Annotated in this window: 15 protein-coding genes; 9 read left to right on the top strand and 6 right to left on the bottom strand. The window is 65.4% G+C overall.

Annotation, left to right across the window (positions count from 1 at the left end; translation table 11 throughout):
* Positions 1–9: 9 nt before the first annotated feature.
* The 5 genes from WS78_RS00255 to WS78_RS00235 all read right to left on the bottom strand — a co-directional run bounded on the left by WS78_RS00255 (position 10) and on the right by WS78_RS00235 (position 6,990).
* On the bottom strand, positions 10–885 hold the full coding sequence (locus tag WS78_RS00255) for an isochorismatase family protein (RefSeq protein WP_059582653.1): 876 nt from the start codon (positions 883–885) through the stop codon (positions 10–12).
* 48 nt (positions 886–933) lie between these two features.
* Entirely contained in the window at positions 934–2,568 is a 1,635-nt protein-coding gene (locus tag WS78_RS00250; protein WP_059582656.1) for a (2,3-dihydroxybenzoyl)adenylate synthase, read from the bottom strand.
* Entirely contained in the window at positions 2,565–3,770 is a 1,206-nt protein-coding gene (locus tag WS78_RS00245) for an isochorismate synthase (RefSeq protein WP_059582661.1), read from the bottom strand. Before WS78_RS00245 ends, WS78_RS00250 begins: the two co-directional genes overlap by 4 nt.
* A gap of 61 nt (positions 3,771–3,831) precedes the next feature.
* Positions 3,832–5,949: a TonB-dependent receptor domain-containing protein gene (locus WS78_RS00240; RefSeq protein WP_059582663.1), complete on the bottom strand. Its 2,118-nt coding sequence runs from the start codon at positions 5,947–5,949 to the stop codon at positions 3,832–3,834.
* 177 nt (positions 5,950–6,126) lie between these two features.
* The gene (locus WS78_RS00235) at positions 6,127–6,990 is read right to left on the bottom strand and encodes a helix-turn-helix transcriptional regulator (protein WP_226377184.1); all 864 of its coding nucleotides are present in this window, start codon (positions 6,988–6,990) and stop codon (positions 6,127–6,129) included.
* A 361-nt stretch (positions 6,991–7,351) separates the two neighbouring features.
* Between WS78_RS00235 and WS78_RS00230 the strand changes: the two genes are divergently transcribed.
* The 4 genes from WS78_RS00230 to WS78_RS00215 are packed head-to-tail and all read left to right on the top strand — an operon-like array spanning position 7,352 to position 11,396.
* Positions 7,352–8,431: an ABC transporter substrate-binding protein gene (locus WS78_RS00230; RefSeq protein ID WP_226377183.1), complete on the top strand. Its 1,080-nt coding sequence runs from the start codon at positions 7,352–7,354 to the stop codon at positions 8,429–8,431.
* A 1-nt stretch (position 8,432) separates the two neighbouring features.
* A complete protein-coding gene (locus WS78_RS00225; RefSeq protein WP_059582667.1) occupies positions 8,433–9,545 on the top strand; it encodes an alpha/beta hydrolase in 1,113 nt (370 codons plus the stop codon).
* Positions 9,542–10,600: a FecCD family ABC transporter permease gene (locus WS78_RS00220; protein WP_059582671.1), complete on the top strand. Its 1,059-nt coding sequence runs from the start codon at positions 9,542–9,544 to the stop codon at positions 10,598–10,600. Before WS78_RS00225 ends, WS78_RS00220 begins: the two co-directional genes overlap by 4 nt.
* Entirely contained in the window at positions 10,593–11,396 is an 804-nt protein-coding gene (locus tag WS78_RS00215; protein ID WP_059582675.1) for an ABC transporter ATP-binding protein, read from the top strand. Before WS78_RS00220 ends, WS78_RS00215 begins: the two co-directional genes overlap by 8 nt.
* Positions 11,397–12,284: 888 nt before the next feature.
* Here the strand turns inward: WS78_RS00215 and WS78_RS00210 are convergent.
* Positions 12,285–12,602, bottom strand: coding sequence for a hypothetical protein (locus WS78_RS00210; RefSeq protein ID WP_038746661.1), 318 nt, complete (start codon positions 12,600–12,602; stop codon positions 12,285–12,287).
* Between the two features lie 524 nt (positions 12,603–13,126).
* On the opposite strand from WS78_RS00210, the gene WS78_RS00205 reads away from it, so the two are divergent.
* From WS78_RS00205 to WS78_RS00185, 5 genes are all read left to right on the top strand, one after another.
* Entirely contained in the window at positions 13,127–14,530 is a 1,404-nt protein-coding gene (locus WS78_RS00205) for an amino acid permease (protein WP_059582678.1), read from the top strand.
* Positions 14,531–14,848: 318 nt separating this feature from the next.
* The gene (locus WS78_RS00200; protein WP_059582683.1) at positions 14,849–15,979 is read left to right on the top strand and encodes a site-specific integrase; all 1,131 of its coding nucleotides are present in this window, start codon (positions 14,849–14,851) and stop codon (positions 15,977–15,979) included.
* Positions 15,980–16,050: 71 nt separating this feature from the next.
* The gene (locus tag WS78_RS00195) at positions 16,051–16,218 is read left to right on the top strand and encodes a plasmid-related protein (protein ID WP_226377182.1); all 168 of its coding nucleotides are present in this window, start codon (positions 16,051–16,053) and stop codon (positions 16,216–16,218) included.
* A 71-nt stretch (positions 16,219–16,289) separates the two neighbouring features.
* Positions 16,290–17,993 carry an HsdM family class I SAM-dependent methyltransferase gene (locus tag WS78_RS00190; RefSeq protein ID WP_081073563.1) on the top strand — a complete coding sequence of 568 codons (1,704 nt, stop codon included), beginning with the start codon at positions 16,290–16,292 and terminating at the stop codon, positions 17,991–17,993.
* Positions 17,980–19,083, top strand: coding sequence for a BsuBI/PstI family type II restriction endonuclease (locus tag WS78_RS00185; RefSeq protein ID WP_082717647.1), 1,104 nt, complete (start codon positions 17,980–17,982; stop codon positions 19,081–19,083). The genes WS78_RS00190 and WS78_RS00185 overlap by 14 nt, the downstream gene beginning before the upstream one ends.
* Positions 19,084–19,087: the final 4 nt, after the last annotated feature.

Raw genomic sequence — 19,087 nt, 5'->3', positions numbered from 1 at the left:
TCCTCCTCGTCATGCGGCCACTCGGTCCGCGCGTTGCAGCAGTTGCGACCATGCGGCGAGCGTCGGCGCTTCGGCGAGCTGCACGAACGATACGTCGCGCCCCGCCTGACGCCACGTCTCGACGAGCGTCATGATCCGCACCGAGTCGAGCCCGTGGTCGAGCAGATTGTCGTGCGGCTGCAGATCCGCCGCGGCGATCCGCAGCATCCGCGCAACCTGCGTCGAGACGGCCTCGATCGAATCCGGCTCGGCCTCGGCCCGCCGGTCGTCGGCGATCTCACGCGCGAGCGCGACCTTGCCGCAGCGCCGCGCGACGTAATCGAGCGCCATCCGATGCTCGCGCGCGGAGAAATCGGCGAGCGCATCGGCGACGAAGAACGGTTCGATATCCTTCATGAATGCTTCGCACGCCGTCATCAGGCAGCCGATGTGCGCATAGACGCCGCAGATCACGAGCTGGTCGCGCCGCGCGCCGCGCAGCATCGATTCGAAATCCGAACGTTGAAAGGCGCTATAGCGCCACTTGTCGAGCACGATGTCGCCCGGCGCGGGCGCGAGCGCCGCGCAGATCGACGCGCGCTCGGGCTGCGCGGTGAGCCCCGGCCCCCACATGTCGGTCAGCAGCCCGCGTTCGGCGGCCGCCTGTCGCGGCAGCTGCGCGGTGTAGTACACCGGCATGCCGTTCGCGCGCGCGAAACCGATCAGGCCGCGCACGTTTGCGATCGCATCGGGAATCGGCGCCGCGTCGCGATCGTAGAAGTCGAGAAAGTAGTCCTGCATGTCGTGCACGAGGAGCGCCGCGCGCGCGGCGTCGAAACGCCATGCGGCGCGACTCTCGGGAATGTCCGCCGGCATCGGATAGGAAGGGATTTTCGGAATGGCCATGTCGCTGGTGAAGTTGTTTGGGAACGTCGAGGAATTCGGCGCGCGCAGTCAGCCGACAGCCGCTTCGGCCGCGGCCAGCCGGTTCGCGATGTCGCTGCGCAGCGCTTTCTTGTCGGTCTTGCCGACAGGCGTCTTCGGAAACGCGTCGACGAATTCGATCCGGTCGGGAACCTTGTAGGCGGCGATGCCTTGCTCGCGAAGGAAGCGCAGCAGATCCGCCGCGCGCGGCGCGGGCTCGCCGCCGATCACGTACGCGCAGCTCCTTTCGCCGAGGTACGGATCGGGCATCGCGACGAGCGCCGCGTCGACGACGCCCGGATGCGCGAGCAGCAGATGCTCGACCTCCTCGGCCGCGATCTTCTCGCCGCCTCGGTTGATCTGATCCTTCGCGCGCCCTTCGACGACGAGATGCCCCGCAGCCGTCATCCGCACGCGGTCGCCCGTCCGGTAGAAGCCGTCCGGCGTGAACGCGCGCGCGTTGTGCGCATCGGCGTTGTAGTAGCCGCGAATCGTGTACGGCCCGCGCGTCAGCAGATGGCCCACTTCGCCCGGCGCGACGGGACGATCGTCGTCGTCGACGATGCGGATCTCGTCGTCCGGCGAAATCGGCCGGCCCTGCGTCTGCACGACGACGTCGAGCGGATCGTCGAGACGCGTGTAGTTGACGAGACCTTCAGCCATCCCGAACACCTGTTGCAGCTTCGCGCCGAGTTCCGGCTCGATGCGCCGCGCGAGCGTCACGTCGAATCGCGCGCCGCCGACCTGCACGACGCGCAGGCTCCCGAGCGCCGCGCGTCGCGCCGCCGACGCGGCGAGCCACACGGGAACGAGCGACGGCACGAGCGCGGCGATCGTCGCGCGCTCGCGCTCGATCAGCGCAAACGCGATGTCGGGGCTGCCGCCGTCGCACAACACGACGGTGCCGCCCGCGTACAGCACGCCGAACGTGCCGGGCGAGCTCAGCGCGTAGTTGTGCGCGACGGGAAGCGCGCAGAGATAGACGCCGGTTTCGTCGAGCCCGCAAATGCGCGCGCTCTCGCGGATGCTGTACAGGTAATCGTCGTGCGTGCGCGGAATCAGCTTCGGCGTGCCGGTGCTGCCGCCCGATAGCTGTAAAAACGCGACATCGTGCGCGGCGGGGCCTTCGGGCAGCGCGATCGTTTCGTCGTCGCGCAGATCCGCGAGCGCGACGTGCTCGCCCGCGTCGCCGACGATCAATACGTGCTCGAGCGTCGGCGCTTCCGCCCGCACGGTTTTCGCGAGCGCGCAGTAGTCGAACCCGCCGCGCCGATCCGCCGCGACATACGCGACCGCTTCCGCGTGCCGGCAGAAGTGTCCGATCTCCTGCTTGCGATGCGCGGGCAACGCGAAGACGGGCAGCGCGCCGATCCTGAACAGCGCGAAGACGACCGCGAAGAATTCGACGCAATTCGGCAGTTGCACGACGACGCGGTCGCGCGGGCGAATGCCGAGCGCGACGAGCCCACGCGCGACGCGCGTCGCTTCGCTGGCGAGCCGGCCGTACGACCAGCGCGTCTCGCCTTCGACGAGCGCGATGCGCTCGCCGTGCCGTTGCGCAAGCGCGTCGAGCAGTTGTCCGAACGATTGCCCCTGCCAATAGCCCTTGCGCCGGTATTCGGCCGCGACGTCGTCGGGCCACGGCGTCCAATGCGCGAGCGTCATGCGGCGGCCCTCGCGATCGCGTCGGTCGCCGCCGAGCGATCGACGCCCATCGCATCGAGCATCGTCCGGAACTTCGCGGCCGTTTCAGCGAGTTCCGCTTCGGGCACCGAATCGCCGACGATGCCCGCGCCCGCGAAAAGCCGCAGCGTCGCGCCGCGCGCTTGCGCACAGCGGATCGTGACGATCCACTCGCCGTCGCCGCGCGCATCGACCCAGCCGAGCGTGCCCGCATAGAAGCCGCGATCGAACGGCTCGGCGCGCAGGATCGCCTCGCGCGCTTCGCTGCGCGGATAACCGCAGACGGCGGGCGTCGGATGCAGCGCGAGGGCGAGCGTCAGCGCGTCGGCGCTCGTCTCGCCGGCGACTTCGGTCGACAGATGCCACATCGTCTGCGTATGGACGAGCGACGGCCGCGCGGGCACGGCGAGTTTCTTGCAGAACGGCGCGAGGCTTTCCTTCACCGCATCGACGACGACGCGATGTTCGTCGAGATCCTTCGCCGATTCGAGCAGTGCGTCCGCTCGCCTGCGGTCTTCGACGGGATCGCTGCTGCGCGGCGCGGACCCGGCGAGCGGATTCGCACGCAGCACGCCCTGAAAGCGGCTGACGAGCAGCTCGGGGCTCGCGCCGAGCAGCGTGCGCCCATCGCCGACGTCGACCGAGAACGTGTAGCCATGCGGATTGCGCGCGGCGAGCCGTTCGATCAGCGCGCGCACGTCGACCGGTCGCGCGCCCGTCAGCTCGAGCGTACGCGCGAGCACGACCTTGTCGAGATGCCCGGCGCGGATGCTCGCGACTGCTTGCGCGACGGCCGCCGCATATTCGGCGCCCGGCGGCACCGCGCGCGCGTCGTAGTCGTAGGCGTCGTGGCCGCCACGATGCGTGGCGAGCGGCGGCGCTACGTCGGCGAGCGGGCCGCCGCGCCGCATCGCGCGCACGACGCTGAGCGCGGTGGGCCGCTCGACATCGAACGGCACCGCACCGACAACCGCCGCATCGCCGTGCCCTTGCTCGCGGGCGCGCGCGAGCGCACGCTGCACGCGCGCGCCGAGCGGCTCGTCGCCATGCGGCACGCGTTCGACGACGTCTCGCGCGAGCAGCGTATGGCTTGGCGTCGCGAAGAGAAACGGCGCGTCGGGCTCGTACGCGTCGAGCACATTTTGGATAACTGATAAAAATTCCGGCTTGGGAATCGCGTTCACGTTGTGACCTCCGAATTCGAATCGTCTGGATCGACGCGCCGCGTCGCGCGGCGCGTGCGCGTTACATCTCCGCGGTCAGGCTCACCGCGACGCGGCGGCCCTGGTCGACGAGCCAGTTGCCGCTCAGGCCGGTCGCCCGCGTGCGGTCGTCGATCGGCACCATCCGGTTCGTCAGGTTCAGCACCGCGAAATTGACCGAGAAATGCTTGTCGATCCGGTAGCGGCCGCCGATGTCGAAGGTCGTCGTCGACGGCCGTTCGCGCACGCCTTGCGCGCCGTTGCGGAACGCGGCCCAGTATTCGGTGCCGGTGTAGTTGACGTTCGCGTAGAGATCGAGACGCGGCGTCGGCGTCCAGTCGACCTGCACGTTGAATTTGTGCTTCGGCGTCTTGTCGAGCGGGAAGCCGTCGAGCGAGCTGCCGTCGAACGCTTTCTCGCCGCTGCCCTCGCGGCGAGATTGCGTGAACGTGTACGCGCCCGAAATCTTCACTTGCTTGGCCACGCGCGCGCCCGCGCCGATTTCGAGCCCGTACAGCTTCACGCGGTCGACGTTGTCGTACACGTAGATGTTGCGGCCGGGCGAACTCGGGTCGGCCACGCCGGAGTCGTAGCTCGCGACCTTGTTCTTGAACAGGTTGTTGAACAACGTGAGGCTCACATGGCTCTCGCCGCGGTCATAGCGGATGCCGAGCTCTTCGCTGAGGCTCGTCTCGGGCTTGAGGCTCGGATTGCCGCAGAGCGTGCCGGGCACCGCGCCCGCCGCTCCGCCCGACGTCATGCAGTAGCCCGCCGTGCTCTGACGCAGCGACGGCGGCTTGAAGCCGGCGGACACGCCGCCTCGCAGCGTGAGCGTCGGGCTCAGCTTGTAGACGCCGTACGCGCGCGGGCTCACGTGGCTGCCGTAGCGCTCGTCGTGATCGAGCCGCACGCCCGTCGTCAGCGTGAAACGGCTGTTGAAGAAGTAATCGTTCTCGGCGAAGAGCGCCCACGAATTGCGCTGGATGCTGTCCGAGTTGACGGCGTAGCCCTTCGGCACCGCATCCTGCCGCCCCGCGCCGGACAGCCGCGACCAGATGTGCTGCGCGCCCGCCGTCAGGATGTTGCGCTCACCCCACCACGGCACCTCGACCTTGCCTTCGAGCACGGTGTCGGTGATCGCGGGTTTCACGGGCGACGGCGCGACGGCCGTCCACTGTTCCTGCGTGCCGCGCTCGCCATACAGCGACAGCGTCGAGTTGCCGAAGCCCCAGCGGCCGTTGTGCGTAATGCCCCAGTAGTCGCGCACGTGCCGCGTCTCGACGATCGTCGTCCCGGCCGTGCCCGGCTTCGCAGGCGCGAGGCTTTTGCCCGGCGTGCTCAGGTAGCTGAACTGATCGTGGCCCGCGTTCAGCGTGAGGTCCTGGTTGCTCGCGGGCTTCGCGGTCAGCTTCACGTCGAAGCTCGCGGCGCGCTGCCCGTTCGCGCCGCTCGTTGCGCTTTTCGGATAGTAGATGTCGTCCTCGCTCCGATGCAGCCCTCGCCCCGACACCTGCAAGCCGAGCACGTCGCTCTTCAGCGGGCCGCCGATCCAGAAATCGACGCTTTGCGTGTCGCCCTGATTCGACTCGAGCTGGAACACGCCGCTCGCGGTGACGGTGCCGCCCCAGCGCTTCGGCACCTTGCGCGTGATCACGTTGATCACGCCGCCCATCGCGTCGGCGCCGTACAGCGACGACATCGGCCCGCGCACGACCTCGATCCGCTCGATCGCGGAAAGCGGCGGCAGCAGATTGCTCTGCACGCCGCCCGTACCCCGGTTCATCGTCTCGCGCGTGTTCTGGCGGCGGCCGTCGACGAGGATCAGCGTGTATTCGCCGGGCATGCCGCGAATCGAGATGTCCTGATCGTTCGGCGACGCGCCGACGACGCTCACGCCCTCCACTTTGCCGACGATGTCGGCGAACGACGTGTACGGCTTCGCCTCGATGTCTTCGCGGGTGATGACGGAGATGCTGGCGGGCGCCTCTTTGATCGCCTGCTCGCGCTGGCTGGCGGTGACGACGATCGCCTTCAGCGCGGCCGCATCCTCGGCGGGCGCGGGCTCGGCGGCCGGCTGCGCCCATCCGGCGGACGTCCCCATCAAATACAAGGCGGCGGCGACCGCCGGCTTCAACGCAAGGCCTGGAACATGACTCGACATAACGGCTTTCTTGATCGACAAATGGAATTGATTCTCATTTCCATTATCAATGACGAAAGGCGTTGATAGATTTGTGAAAGGTACGAAGTTGTTTGCGTGACGCGAGTGCATGCGTCACCGCACTTCGTACCTCGCACGCCGCACTCCGCGTGCCGGCCGCGGGGCGCGGCGCGACGCTCAGTGCTGACCGCTGCGGCGCGCGAGCTTCGGCGTCAAGCCGAAGCGGCGCTTGTATGCGGTCGCGAAGTTCGCCGCGCTCGTGTAACCGGCGAGCGCGGCCGCCTGCTTGACGCTGATCGCGTCGCGCTCGAGCGCGAGCCGCGCACGCTGCAAGCAGCTTTCGCGCAGGAAATCGAAGATCGTGGTGCCGTAGACGCTGCGGAACTGGCGCTGCATCGCGTTCGCGTTCATGCCCATCTGGCGGGCGATGTCGTCGAGCGAAAGCTGTTGCGCCGCCTCGCTGCCGAGGAACGCGCGCAATTCGGCCATCCGGCGATAGCCGCGCGAACCGAGATTCGCGGCCTCCTGCGCCGCGCCCGCCGCCATCGCAGGCTGCTCGGTCTGCAGCGGCGCGAGCGCCTCGGCGAGCAGGTCGAGCACGCGGCTTTCGAGATAGATCGCCTGCAGCATCGGCTGATACGCGGGCGGCCGCACGATCTGCTCGGCGAGCGCGATCGCGCGCGGCGTCGGTTGCCAGAAGCGCACCGACAGATGCGCGGACAGCAGCGAATCGAGCCGCTCGGGCATCGCCGCGCGACTCGCCGCCTGCAGATGACGCAGCCATTCGCCCGAGATGCCGAGGCTCAAGCGGCGTGCGTAGCCGCCCTTGCTGACGCGCCGGCTGAACGTGTCCGGCTCGACCGCATTGACGAGGAACGCCTGCATCTCGCCGGCCGGCTTGCGGCCGCCGCTCGGCGGCGCCGGGCACACGTGCGGCCGGGCAGCGGTCGTCAGCACGATGCGGCGATCGCCGTACGACACGTCGAGCTCGCCTTCGAGCAGCAGCACGAGATGCAGCCCCGCCGTGCATTGGCCGGACATGACCGCGTCGAATTCGTCGATTGCGTCGTCCGCATGAACGCGCAGGCCCGGCCGCACTTCGCGGACCTTGGCGATGTGCGCCGCATGGTCCCGGCGACCGGAAGGAAACAGGTTTTCTACGCGCGCATCCAATTTCTTCAGCCCCGCCCGCACTTCGCGCGCCCTCGACGCCGCGGCCCGGCGACGCACGTCGCCGCTCACGCAAACCAATCCGTTGCTCGGCCAAACATCGGGCGCGGCTACGGGGGCGCAATCTCGGTTAGAATCAAATGAGAATAATTATCATTTATATCGTATCGGGAATAGCGTGAGAAACACAAGCAGATTTTGGTCACTGCTTTGCGCATGGTTGACCGTTTCGTTGATTCATTCCGCGCACGCGCAGCAGACCGTCACCGATCTTGCGGGCCGCACCGTCCGCCTGCCGGCGAACGTCGAGCGCGTGCTGCTCGGCGAAGGACGCCTGCTGCCCGCGGTCGCGATCGCCGAGCAAGGCGATCCGAGCCGCCGGCTCGTCGGCATGATGGGCGACTTCGAGCAGCTCGATCCGGCGAGCTACGCGCAGTGGCGCGGCAAATTTCCGCATCTGGACAACGTGCCGCGCATCGGCCGGTCGCAGGCAGGCAGCTTCAGCGACGAGCGCGCGCTCGCGCTGCGCCCGCAAGTCGCGATCTTCGGACTGGGCGGCGGCCACGGCCCCGGCGAGCGCGATCGCGAAACGCTCGCGCGGCTCGAAGCGGCCGGCGTCGCGATCGTGTTCGTCGATTTCCGTCACGATCCGCTCGGCAACACGCCGCGCAGCATCGCGGTGCTCGGCCAGGTGTTCGGCTCGCCCGAGCGCGCGGCCGCGTTCAACGCCGAGTGGCAGCGGCAGCTCGACGTCGTCCGGCAGCGGCTGAAGGCCGCGCGGCCCGCCGCGCCGACCGTGTTTCTCGAAAGCCGCGTCGGGCTCGCGACCGACTGCTGCGACACGATGACAGGCATGATGGGCCGCCTGCTCGACGCGGCGGGCGGCGCCAACGTCGCGAAGGGCATCGTCCCCGGCGAGCATGGGATGCTCAATCCCGAATACCTGCTGAGCCGCCAGCCGTCCGTCTACATCGGCACGGCGATCGGCTCGGCGCAAACGCTGCAAAGCACGCCGCAACGGATCGCGCTCGGCGCGGGCGTGCCGGCCGACGTTGCGCGGCGCTCGCTCGAGCGAGCGCTGCGGCGCCCCCAGTTCGCGCCGCTGCGTGCGGTCCGGCAAGGCCGCGCGCACGCGATCTGGCATCACTTCTACAACTCGCCGTTCAACGTCGTCGCGGTGCAGGCGATGGCCAAATGGCTGCATCCCGAACTGTTCGCCGATCTCGATCCGCGGCGCACGCTCGAGCAACTGTATGCGCGCTTTCAGCCGGTCGCGTTGAACGGCGAGTACTGGATCAGCGAGGCGCGCTGACATGCCCGGACCCGCTTTCGCGGCGCGCCGCTCGCTGCTGGCCGCCGGGCTCGGCACAGCGCTGTCTTCGCTGTCCCCGCTGCCTTGTTGCGCGGCGCCGGCGAACGCGGCTCGCGGCGGCACCCGCGGCACCGTTGCGTTGCCCGGCCTCGCCGACGCGCCCGCGGTCGAGACGCCGCGAAGCCGCCGGATCGACGTATCGATCGCGGGTCAACGGCGGCGCATTTTCGTCGCGCTGCCGCCGCCGCCCGCGCCGCCCGCTGGCCATCCCGTGCTGTACGCGCTCGACGGCAACGCGGCATTCCATCTGTTCGCGCAGCTCGCGCGTAATCACGCAGCGCGGCCCGGCGTCGATCCGGCGGACGTGCCGGCGATCGTCGCGCTCGGCTATGCGACGGACGCGTCGTACGACATGCAGGCGCGCGCCGCCGATTACACGCTCGCGCCGCTCGCGGGCGAAGCGGCGGCGCCGGCGCCGATCCCGTGCAGCGCGCACGACGCGCACGCGTCGGAAGGCAACGCGGACGATCGAGCGAATGACGCGGATGCGCTTCCATCGGCGGGCGCGATCCGCACCGGCGCCGACCGCTTCCTCGATTTCGTCGAGCACGACCTGCAGCCGTGGCTCGCAGGGCAATTCGCCGTCGACGCGCGCCGCCAAACACTGTTCGGCCATTCGTACGGCGGGCTGCTCACGCTGTACGCGATGCTCACGCGCACGCACGTGTTCCGGCGCTACGTCGCGGCAAGCCCGTCGATCTGGTGGGGCGATCGCGCGCTCGTGCCGTTTCGCGACCGCTTCGTCGAACGCACGGCGGCGCTCGATACGCCCGTCGACCTGCTCGTCACCGTGGGCAGCCTCGAGGAAGGCGCGCCGAATCCCGATCCCGAACGCGCGCGCCGTCAGCAGGCGCGCAAGCAGGTCAGCTCCGCGCGCGAGTTCGTGCACGGCGTGCAGCCGGTGCGCGGCTTGCACGCCGAATGCCGCGTGATCGCCGGCGAGGATCACGGCAGCGTCGTGCTGCCGAGCGCGGCGCTCGCGGTGCGCATCGCGTCGGCGCCCGAAACGTCGACCGCGCCCGCCACGGCAGCCTCCGACGGCTCGCGCGGATGAGCACGCTGCCCGCCTCCCGGCTCTCGCTCAGGACGCGCTACCGCGCGATCGCCGCGCGCCGCCTCGTCGCGCTCATGCTGCTCGCAGGCCTGCTCGCGACGCTCGTCGTGATCGACGTCGCCACCGGCCCGTCGACGTTCGCGCCCGCCGACATCGTCGCCGGCCTTCTGTCGCCCGACAGCCTGCCGCTCGAGCAGCGCGTGATCCTCTGGAACGTACGCCTGCCGTACGCGTTGATGGCGATTCTCGTCGGCGCCGCGCTCGGCCTCGCCGGCGCCGAAATGCAGACCGTGCTCAACAATCCGCTCGCCAGCCCGTTCACGCTCGGCCTGTCGGCCGCCGCGAGCGTGGGCGCGTCGGTCGTCGTGCTCGCCGGCTGGCAGCTCGTCGTGTGGAACGAGAACCTCGCGCTGTCGCTCGGGGCGTTCGCGAGCGCGACGGCCGCGACGCTGCTCATCGTCTGGCTCGCGTGGCGACACGGCGCGACGACCGAAACGGTCGTGCTGTTCGGCATCGGCCTGATGTTCAGCTTCGAGGCGCTGCTGTGGCTGCTGCAATTCATCGCCGACAGCAACGCGCTCGAGCAGATCGTGTTCTGGAGCATGGGCAGCCTCGCGCGCGCGAGCTGGAGCAAGATCGCGCTCCTCGCGGGCGTGCTCGCCGCGTGCGCGCTGCGGGCGAGCACGCACGTGTGGTCGATGACCGCGCTGCGCTCGGGCGAAGAGCAGGCGCGCAGCATGGGCATCGCCGTCGAGCGGCTGCGGCTCGTCACGCTCGTGCGCATCAGCCTGCTGTCGGCCACCGCGCTGTCGTTCGTCGGCACGATCGGCTTCGTCGGGCTCGTCGGGCCGCACATCGCGCGGCTGCTCGTCGGCGACGATCACCGCTATTACCTGCCGGGCGGCATGCTCGCCGGCGCGATCATGCTCTCGGGCGCGTCGATCCTCAGCAAGACGCTCGTCAGCGGCCTCGTGCTGCCGATCGGCATCATCACCGCGCTCGTCGGCGTGCCGCTTTTCATGACGCTGATCAGTCGGCGCAGACGCGATGGCTGAGCTGCGCATCGACAACCTGAGCGTCGCGTACGGCCGCCGCGAGATCCTCGATTCGCTCGCGCTGCGGCCGATCGAGCCGGGCTGCGTGGTGGCCGTGCTCGGGCCGAACGGCGTCGGGAAATCGACGCTGCTGCGCGCGATCGCGCGGCTCGTGCGGGCGCGCGGCGCGGTGTCGCTCGGCCGCGTCGATCTGCTGCGCGGCTCGCGCCGAGAGCACATGCGGCGCGTCGGCTATCTGCCGCAGACGCTGCCGCAAGCGTCGACGCTCCTCGTCTACGAGGCGGTGAGCGGCGCGCTGCGCGCGACGTGCGGCGGGCTGTCGAGCGCCGAGCACGATGCGCGGCTGCATGCGGTGTTCGAGCAACTGCGGCTGCATCCGCTTGCGATGAAGCCGCTCGACAGCCTGTCGGGCGGCCAGCGCCAGATGGTCGGCCTCGCGCAGGTGCTGGTGCGGCACACGCCGCTTCTGCTGCTCGACGAGCCGACGAGCGCGCTCGATCTGCGCTGGCAATTGCTCGCGCTCGAAGCGATGCGCGACGCGGCTGGCCGCCGGGCGGCGATCGTCGTCGTCGCGATGCACGACCTGAATCTCGCGTCGCGCTTCTGCGATCGTATGGCGCTGCTCGGGCCCGACGGCGTGCTGGCGGACGGCTTGCCGTCCGACGTGCTGGAGCCGGCGAGCCTGCGGCGCGCGTATGGAGTCGATGCGCGAGTCGAACGCACGGCCGACGGCGAACACATCGTGCTCGTCGAGCGGGCCGTTCCGGATGCCGGCGCCCGGATGGCGCACCGATAAGCGCAATTTCCGTTCACGACGCGATGTCGATCGCCATGCGCCCGGCGTACGTGCTCGCGCATGCCGGGTCCGTTCGCGTCGAATTCTCCCTCTTCCGAATTTGCGCCGGTCCGCGCGTAAGTCGCGGCGGCGGACCGGGGCAGCGCAAGCCATCGCACAAAACCACCGCTCCGGCTCGCGGTTTTCCCAAACCCAGCCGCAAAGCGGGGCGAACTCGCCTGAATTCCGCGCGCCGCGCCACGACGCGTCGATTCACTTTCCTTGATTCGCGGATTCGCTTGGGCACAGTCTTTTGCATGCCTTCCTTCATGCGCTTGTTCAACGTGGCTTGTGGACTGCTTTCGAGATCGACACGGGCTTCGCTGTGCATTGCGTCTTCAATTCTTTTAATTTATGTATGTATACGTAGTAAGAGTTAACAAAGGCGACTCATTCCTGTGGAAAACCGGGGTTTTCCCTGATACATCAGAGCGACATCGATTCCATAACCATATCGACTGAGCGTGAATATCCGCCACGAGCGAAGGATAACTTCGACGCGCTTTTAAGCACGGCTCGCCTTATCAAGATATGGTCCACAGGCAGGGTGACGAGTTATCCCGAGGATTTCCAGAGCTTGGGGTGGATAACTCTTTCGGCGCAGGCCCGCCGCTTCCCGTGTTGCAAGTTCGATTCAATCGAATCGTCTTCTGTTGAACATGCGGCATGCCTTTGCGGACGAATGACATTTGCAGGTAGCGACAACGGGGAAATCGCGACACTGGGCGGGTCTTAAATGCCCTGCTCGTTAGTTGCGAATGTTGGCCGACATTCGTTTCTCGACTGGCCAGAACAAACGACATCCAGCCCCGCCCGCTCCGTCGAACGCGCGTGAAACGCGCGGCCGGCTCAGCGCTCCCAACGCTTGCCGAACGACACGGTCGCTTCGCACATGCCACCGATCAACACGCCGACGATCCCGATGAACGTAATCGTGGCTCCGAGCGACGCAAGCGCGGATGCGTCGCTCGCACGAATCGTGACGCCGATCGTCACGAGCATTCCGAAAAGCATCGCGCACGCACAAACAATCGAATAGAAGCGCATCAGTTTCGGATAACGCGAGCGGCGCGGCCCGAACGCGCGAAAAAGCGCATAGCCCAGACAGAACAAGTAGATGGCCGCGGGCACTCCTGTAGACGCAACCCAACCGCTGTCGATCGGCATGATCGGACTCCGTGAATGTCGTCGTTCGAACGGGACACGCGACCGGGGCGCATCGTGCACGGCGATGCGCGGCCACGCGGCCATAGTTTCTTTTTCTAAAATTAAGACAAATACAGGAACATCCACTCGCGAACAGCCACTAGCATAGCGCCAAATACCAGACTCCGACCGAGGAGCATCTGTTCATGCATGCTGGAGACACCGCTCGATGCATCCGACGATTTGCCGCGCGAACCGAGACGCGCGCATCACGCCCACCCTCGCGCCCGAGCGCCGATCGCGCCCGCCGGCATCGCGCTGCGATGCGCCCCGCGTCGTCCGTTCCTTCTTCCATTTGAGTCACGCCGGCTCACGCAAGCGAGACGCGGGCACCGCGCGCGCCTGAAGCGGCGCACGCACGCCTTCGCTCAGCCGATCCACATCTGTTCGCCGTCGTCGCGACGATGCGAGACGCGTGCGCGCGCCGCACGATGCCGACGCGCGCGTGATCGATTTCATCACAAACCCCCAAAGGAGACATCACGATGCAGAAACGAAGTCACGAAGCCGACCTACACCGAGGGCTCGGGCAACGGCAGATGCGCCTGATCGCGCTCGGCGCGGCGATCGGCGTCGGCCTTTTCCTCGGTTCGGCCAACGCGATCAAGATGGCGGGCCCCGGCATCATCCTGTCGTACATCATCGGCGGCGCCGTGATCTTCGTGATCATGCGCGCGCTCGGCGAGATGGCCGTGCACGAACCGGTCGCCGGCTCGTTCAGCCGCTACGCGCGCAACTACCTCGGGCCGCTCGCCGGCTACCTGACGGGCTGGAACTACTGGTTCCTCTGGCTCGTCACCTGCATCGCCGAAATCACGGCGGTCGGCATCTACATGGGCATCTGGTTTCCGGACGTGCCGCGCTGGATCTGGGCGCTCGCGGCGCTGGCCGCGATGGGCTCCGTGAATCTGCTCACCGTGAAGGCGTACGGCGAGTTCGAATTCTGGTTCGCGCTGATCAAGGTGGTGACGATCGTCCTGATGATCGCGGCGGGCATCGCGATGATCGCATTCGGCATCGGCAATCACGGCGTGCCGATGGGCGTCTCGAACCTCTGGGCGCACGGCGGCTTCTTCCCGAACGGCGCGCAAGGCGTGCTGATGTCGATGCAGATGGTGATGTTCGCGTACCTCGGCGTCGAGATGATCGGACTGACGGCGGGCGAAGCGGAGAATCCGCAGAAGACGATTCCGGGCGCGATCAACTCGGTGTTCTGGCGCATCCTGCTGTTCTACGGCGGCGCGCTCTTCGTGATTCTGTCGATCTACCCGTGGAACGAGATCGGCACGCAAGGCAGCCCGTTCGTGATGACGTTCGAGCGGCTCGGCATCAGGACGGCCGCGGGCATCATCAACTTCGTCGTGCTGACGGCGCTTTCGTCGTGCAACGGCGGCATCTTCAGCACCGGGCGCATGCTGTACAACCTCGCGCAGCAAGGCCACGCGCCGCGCGAGTTCGGCGAGACGACGGCAAGCGGCGTACCGCGCCGGGCAATTCTCGTTTCGATGGCGGCGCTGCTCGTGGGCGTGCTGCTCAACTACCTGGTGCCGGAGAAGGTGTTCGTGTGGGTGACGTCGATTTCGACGTTCGGGGCGATCTGGACGTGGGGCGTCATTCTCGTCACGCAGATGAAGTTTCGCGCAACCCTCGCGCCGGCGGAGGAGCGTGCGCTGCGGTTCCGGATGCCGTTCTGGCCGTATGGGTCTTGGGTAGCGCTGGCGTTTCTCGTGCTCGTCGTCGGGTTGATGGCCTATTTTCCGGATACGCGGATTGCGCTTTATGTCGGGCCGGCCTGGCTCGTGTTGCTGGTCGTGCTGTATTACGTGCTGAAACTCGAGCCGGAGGGCGGGAAGTCGGCTGCGCTGGAGCGGAGGTATGGCCAGGGGTAATTGACTCGCGGTGAGCGGCGCGCGACGGATTGACGGCATCCGGATGCGCGAGCCGATGTGCGATTCGGCTCGCCGCTGCTCGCCCCGAGGAATTCCCGATCTGATGATCCCGATCGAATCAATAGATTGAGCAAATAAAAAGGGCCTAGCCTTACGGCTAAGCCCTTGAATCCGTTTGGTGGAGCGGAGGAGGATCGAACTCCCGACCTTCGCATTGCGAATGTAAAAACGTCCCCTTTAGTGTCAGTGATTCCACGAGATTCAAGCCTTTTATGGCACAATTTTGGCACACAGAGATCGAGATGACCGTTTCAGCCGATGGCTACCATCACAAAACGAGGCCCATATCAGTGGCGCGCGCAAGTGCGCCGACATGGCTACCCAGCGCAAAGTAAGACTTTCGATACGAAGGCCGAAGCAGAAGCTTGGGCCAACATGATCGAGTCCGAAATGTCGCGCGGTGTGTGGGTTAGTCGCAGCGAAGCCGAGACAACCACGCTGCACGAAGCCCTGTTGCGCTATGAAAGGGAAGTCTCTGCAGCGAAGAAAGGCTTGGCCCAAGAGACGTCGGTTCTAAAGGCCTGCATGGCTACCGATTTGGCCAAACGGCCCCTCGCTTCGATTCGAAGCGCCGACCTTGCGAAAATTCGCGACGAGTGGTTAAAGGATTACAGACCAGCCACCGTGCTACGACGCTTGGCTGTCCTGTCCCATGTTTTCAATGTGGCGCGAAAGGAATGGGGCATGGAAAGCTTGTCCAACCCTGTAGAGTTGGTTCGCAAGCCGCAGCCGAACAACGCGCGCACTCGCCGCATTGCCATTGATGATCCGCCCCTCAATGCAGCCGGGCGTGATGACGACCAGTCTGACCGGAACACCCAGGATGGTGAGCTTGAACGGATCGTGGCAGCTAGCGAATCCCCACTCCTACCGGCCATCATCTGGCTCGCAGTTGAGACCGCCATGCGCCGAGGTGAAATTGTAGCCTTGCGGTGGGAGCACATCGACTTGAAGCGCCGAGTCGCCCATTTGCCTGCAACAAAAAACGGCAGCGCACGCGACGTTCCTCTGTCCACGCTTGCGGTTTCTGTCCTTCAAACGTTGAACGACAAACGTGCCGTCCCCACGGAACATCGTGATACCAATCGAACAAACGGCACTGGGCCGGTTTTTGCCATCCGAGGCGATGCGGTAACCCGCGCTTTCGAGCGAGCCGTAGCTCGAGCTCGAAAGAGGTACGTCGACGAATGCCAAACGATCGCGCGCCGGCCTGATGATCGGCTCCTGCTCGATCTCCGCTTTCACGATCTGAGGCATGAAGCGACTTCGCGCCTCGCGTCCATATTTCCCATGCACGAGTTGACAAAAATCACGGGCCACAAGGACCCTCGCATGTTGATGCGCTACTACCATCCTCGAGCTGAGGACCTCGCCAAGCGACTGACGTAGGTCACGCAATCTGGATACACGAATGTGTATCCATATGTTACCTTCCGGCCATGCCAACGAAAGACTCCGGAATGCGAATTCGAGTCGAGAAGGAACTGCGCGACGCGTTCGTGCAGGCCTGTCGCGATCAAAATCGCATCGCAGCAGAAGTGCTGCGCGAATTCATGCGCACTTTCACCGAGACGCAGCAGCATGGTCAACGAAGTCTTTTTACTGCCCATCAAGAGCCCTCCAAATGAACATGCGAGCCCTTGCCGTTACGACTGACCTCGCACTGGACCCACTGCACCGATATCACGCGTGCAAAGCTATGGCGCGCGGCTACGCTGATGCGCGTAAAACCGAGAAGAGCCGCCTGGCTCACGCCCGAGCCTTTTGCGCGGCGGTGATTGGTGCCTACTGGGTTGAACTCGCTCAACGCCTCAACACGACCATGAAAGTTCGTCCTGTACCTCTCTCGCTGCCGACCGTAGCGATGGATGTGCAGAAGATGGCCGAGAATACCGGTCGTCTGGTGGCAGAGTTCCCTGTCGAAGATGCTGGCTATCTGATTGGTTCGATCTACACCGTGATGCTACCCGCGTCACTGCGATCTGAGATGGGGGCCTATTACACTCCCCCTCCCTTGGTCAGTCGGCTCCTGGACCAGGCCGAAGCCGCAGGGTTCGACTTCACACATGGAACGGTGATTGATCCAGCTTGCGGAGGGGGCGCGTTCTTAGCCCCGGTGGCGCTGCGGATGATCGCAAGATCAGGAAACGCCTCAGCCGACTGGACAATTCGCCGACTCGGCAAACGACTCCGTGGCCTCGAAATTGATCCCTTTGCAGCATGGATGACCCGCGTGCTGCTAGAAGCGGCCGTGATGCCAATTTGTGTCGAAGCTAAGCGCCGCTTGCCCGACGTAGTCACAGTTGGTGACGCCCTGCGTCCACAAGAAATCGGTACATTCGACCTGGTCATCGGCAACCCGCCATACGGCCGAGTGACCCTTGATGAACCGATGCGGCAGCACTACGCCCGCTCGCTTTATGGTCACGCGAATCTCTACGGCTTGTTCACGGATCTCGCGCTGCGCCTCGTCAAACCAACTGGAGTAGTGGCCTATCTAACCCCTACCTCGTTCCTTGGCGGGCAGTATTTCAAAGCTTTGCGCGAGCTGCTGACTGCTGAGATGTCGCCAGCCGCATTCGACTTCGTTACCGACCGGAATGGGGTGTTCGACGACGTCCTGCAGGAAACCATGTTGACCACGTACACTCGCGATCGGCGGCAAGTGCCCGCTGCAGTGTCCGTCGTGATACCACAAGGCTTGAATGCCGCACGCGTCGAGCCAGTTGGTCACGTGGCCATCACTACCACCGGTGATCCGTGGTTGTTACCGCGAACACCCGCGGATGCCGCCTTCTTGCAGACTATTACTGCAATGCCGACGCGCCTCGCCGACCTCGGCTACACCGTGTCCACCGGGCCACTTGTATGGAATCGCCACAAGACCCAACTCCGCACCGAACGAGCGACTGACACACTGCCACTCATCTGGGCGGAATCGGTTGTACCGGACGGATTTGTATTCAGCTCTGAGCGACGGAATCACGTCCCCTTCATCGCGGTCAATCACGACCAGCCTCATTTGGTAGCGCGCGAGTCTTGTGTGCTTGTGCAACGAACGACCTCGAAGGAACAAAACCGTCGTTTGCTGGCCGCGCTTCTGCCGCAGCAGTTTCTGGACGAACATGGTGGCGCCGTCATCGAAAACCATTTGAATATGGTTCAGGCATCACCGCTCACGGCCCGCGTATCGCCGAGAACCATTACGGCGTTACTCAATAGTGAAGCGGTGGATCGCGCCTTCCGTTGCATCAGCGGCAGCGTGGCTGTCTCGGCCTACGAACTAAATGCACTGCCCTTGCCGTCAACAAATCAGTTACAAGAAATCGAAGCGCTAGTGCATCGCGGAGCCGCCAAGACCGCGATAGAACGCGCCATTGCCGCCTGCTATGGAGTTGCATAAAGTGCCGTTACCCGCCGTCCCTCCTCTGCATATCATTGCAGATCGTTTGCCCATCATATTTCCAGAAGGAACGGAGCACCGAAACTACGTCATCCGCGAGATGGCGGCTCGAACCGTATACGTCATGTTTTACGCAGGCGCTATCGAGGGCAGCGGCCACTGGATCAGACCAAGTCAAGTAACGGATATGACGGATGCGCAGTCCGCCTTGCTCAATGACTCCGATCGAGAGGCTTGGATTAAGTTTTCCTTGTCGAACAAAAAGCAGCGACCGGCAAATACTTGGTATGCGGTGAATAGCCGTGAGCCAGTTCGAGACGAAACGATTCGTTCGGGCTTCGTGCCTTGCCGCGCAGTGGTCGAGCGCGAGGGCGTGCCAACAACCTCTTCCAAACCGAAATATGCGCTCAATGCTGCATTGGCAGCCCTCTTCAATCCCAATCTGACCGGTGACGACCTGCAGGCGGCCATCTCTGATTGGCAGAACAAGCACCTCTCGAAAGCTGCAATCGCTCGTGTCCGTCTGGTCAAGCAGGGTGCAGCAGTTGCACGCGACGCCGTATCCGTGACCTTCCCTGGCGGTGAAATTCGGCTGCTGAAGCCCGGCCCCTCGAGTGTCATTGCCAAGGCAGTCATTGAGGTGTTCGCGCCAAAGTTCTTGAAAAATCCGGCCGTGCTTTGGCTTTCGGAGTCGGGCAATAAGGTGGTCGCCCGCGACGAGGCGTTGGCAATTGCTCTCGGCCTCAAGATCGACGCATCAAAGGCGCTTCCCGACATCATCCTCGTCGATCTCGGCACTGATGCCGCCGGCGCGGACATGATCGTTGTCTTTGCGGAAGTCGTTGCTTCGGACGGCCCCATTGATCGCGAGCGCAAAGTCGCACTCACTTCGCTAGCGCTTGACGCCGGATTCAACGAACATCACCTCGCCTTCCTGACCGCTTACCACGATCGCGGGCATGCAGCATTCAAGAAGAGCGTGTCCGAACTGGCATGGGGATCGTACGCATGGTGCGCTTCTGAGCCAGACCACATCATTGATCTTCGTGACGGCACGCCAAAGAAGCTTTCGGACATTAGCCTTCAATAGCCAC

Source organism: Burkholderia savannae, from assembly GCF_001524445.2.
Classification (GTDB): domain Bacteria; phylum Pseudomonadota; class Gammaproteobacteria; order Burkholderiales; family Burkholderiaceae; genus Burkholderia; species Burkholderia savannae.
Note: the sequence above shows the minus strand (reverse complement) of the source record. Positions and strands in the feature narration are given on the sequence as shown.

Coding starts and splice junctions, on each gene's coding strand:
- WS78_RS00190 (WP_081073563.1), top strand. CDS start 16,290: ATGGCGCGCGGCTACGCTGATGCGCGTAAAACCGAGAAGAGCCGCCTG.
- WS78_RS00240 (WP_059582663.1), bottom strand. CDS start 5,949: ATGTCGAGTCATGTTCCAGGCCTTGCGTTGAAGCCGGCGGTCGCCGCC.
- WS78_RS00205 (WP_059582678.1), top strand. CDS start 13,127: ATGCAGAAACGAAGTCACGAAGCCGACCTACACCGAGGGCTCGGGCAA.
- WS78_RS00250 (WP_059582656.1), bottom strand. CDS start 2,568: ATGACGCTCGCGCATTGGACGCCGTGGCCCGACGACGTCGCGGCCGAA.
- WS78_RS00235 (WP_226377184.1), bottom strand. CDS start 6,990: ATGTCCGGCCAATGCACGGCGGGGCTGCATCTCGTGCTGCTGCTCGAA.
- WS78_RS00225 (WP_059582667.1), top strand. CDS start 8,433: ATGCCCGGACCCGCTTTCGCGGCGCGCCGCTCGCTGCTGGCCGCCGGG.
- WS78_RS00195 (WP_226377182.1), top strand. CDS start 16,051: ATGCGAATTCGAGTCGAGAAGGAACTGCGCGACGCGTTCGTGCAGGCC.
- WS78_RS00215 (WP_059582675.1), top strand. CDS start 10,593: ATGGCTGAGCTGCGCATCGACAACCTGAGCGTCGCGTACGGCCGCCGC.
- WS78_RS00255 (WP_059582653.1), bottom strand. CDS start 885: ATGGCCATTCCGAAAATCCCTTCCTATCCGATGCCGGCGGACATTCCC.
- WS78_RS00210 (WP_038746661.1), bottom strand. CDS start 12,602: ATGCCGATCGACAGCGGTTGGGTTGCGTCTACAGGAGTGCCCGCGGCC.
- WS78_RS00185 (WP_082717647.1), top strand. CDS start 17,980: ATGGAGTTGCATAAAGTGCCGTTACCCGCCGTCCCTCCTCTGCATATC.
- WS78_RS00220 (WP_059582671.1), top strand. CDS start 9,542: ATGAGCACGCTGCCCGCCTCCCGGCTCTCGCTCAGGACGCGCTACCGC.
- WS78_RS00200 (WP_059582683.1), top strand. CDS start 14,849: ATGGCTACCATCACAAAACGAGGCCCATATCAGTGGCGCGCGCAAGTG.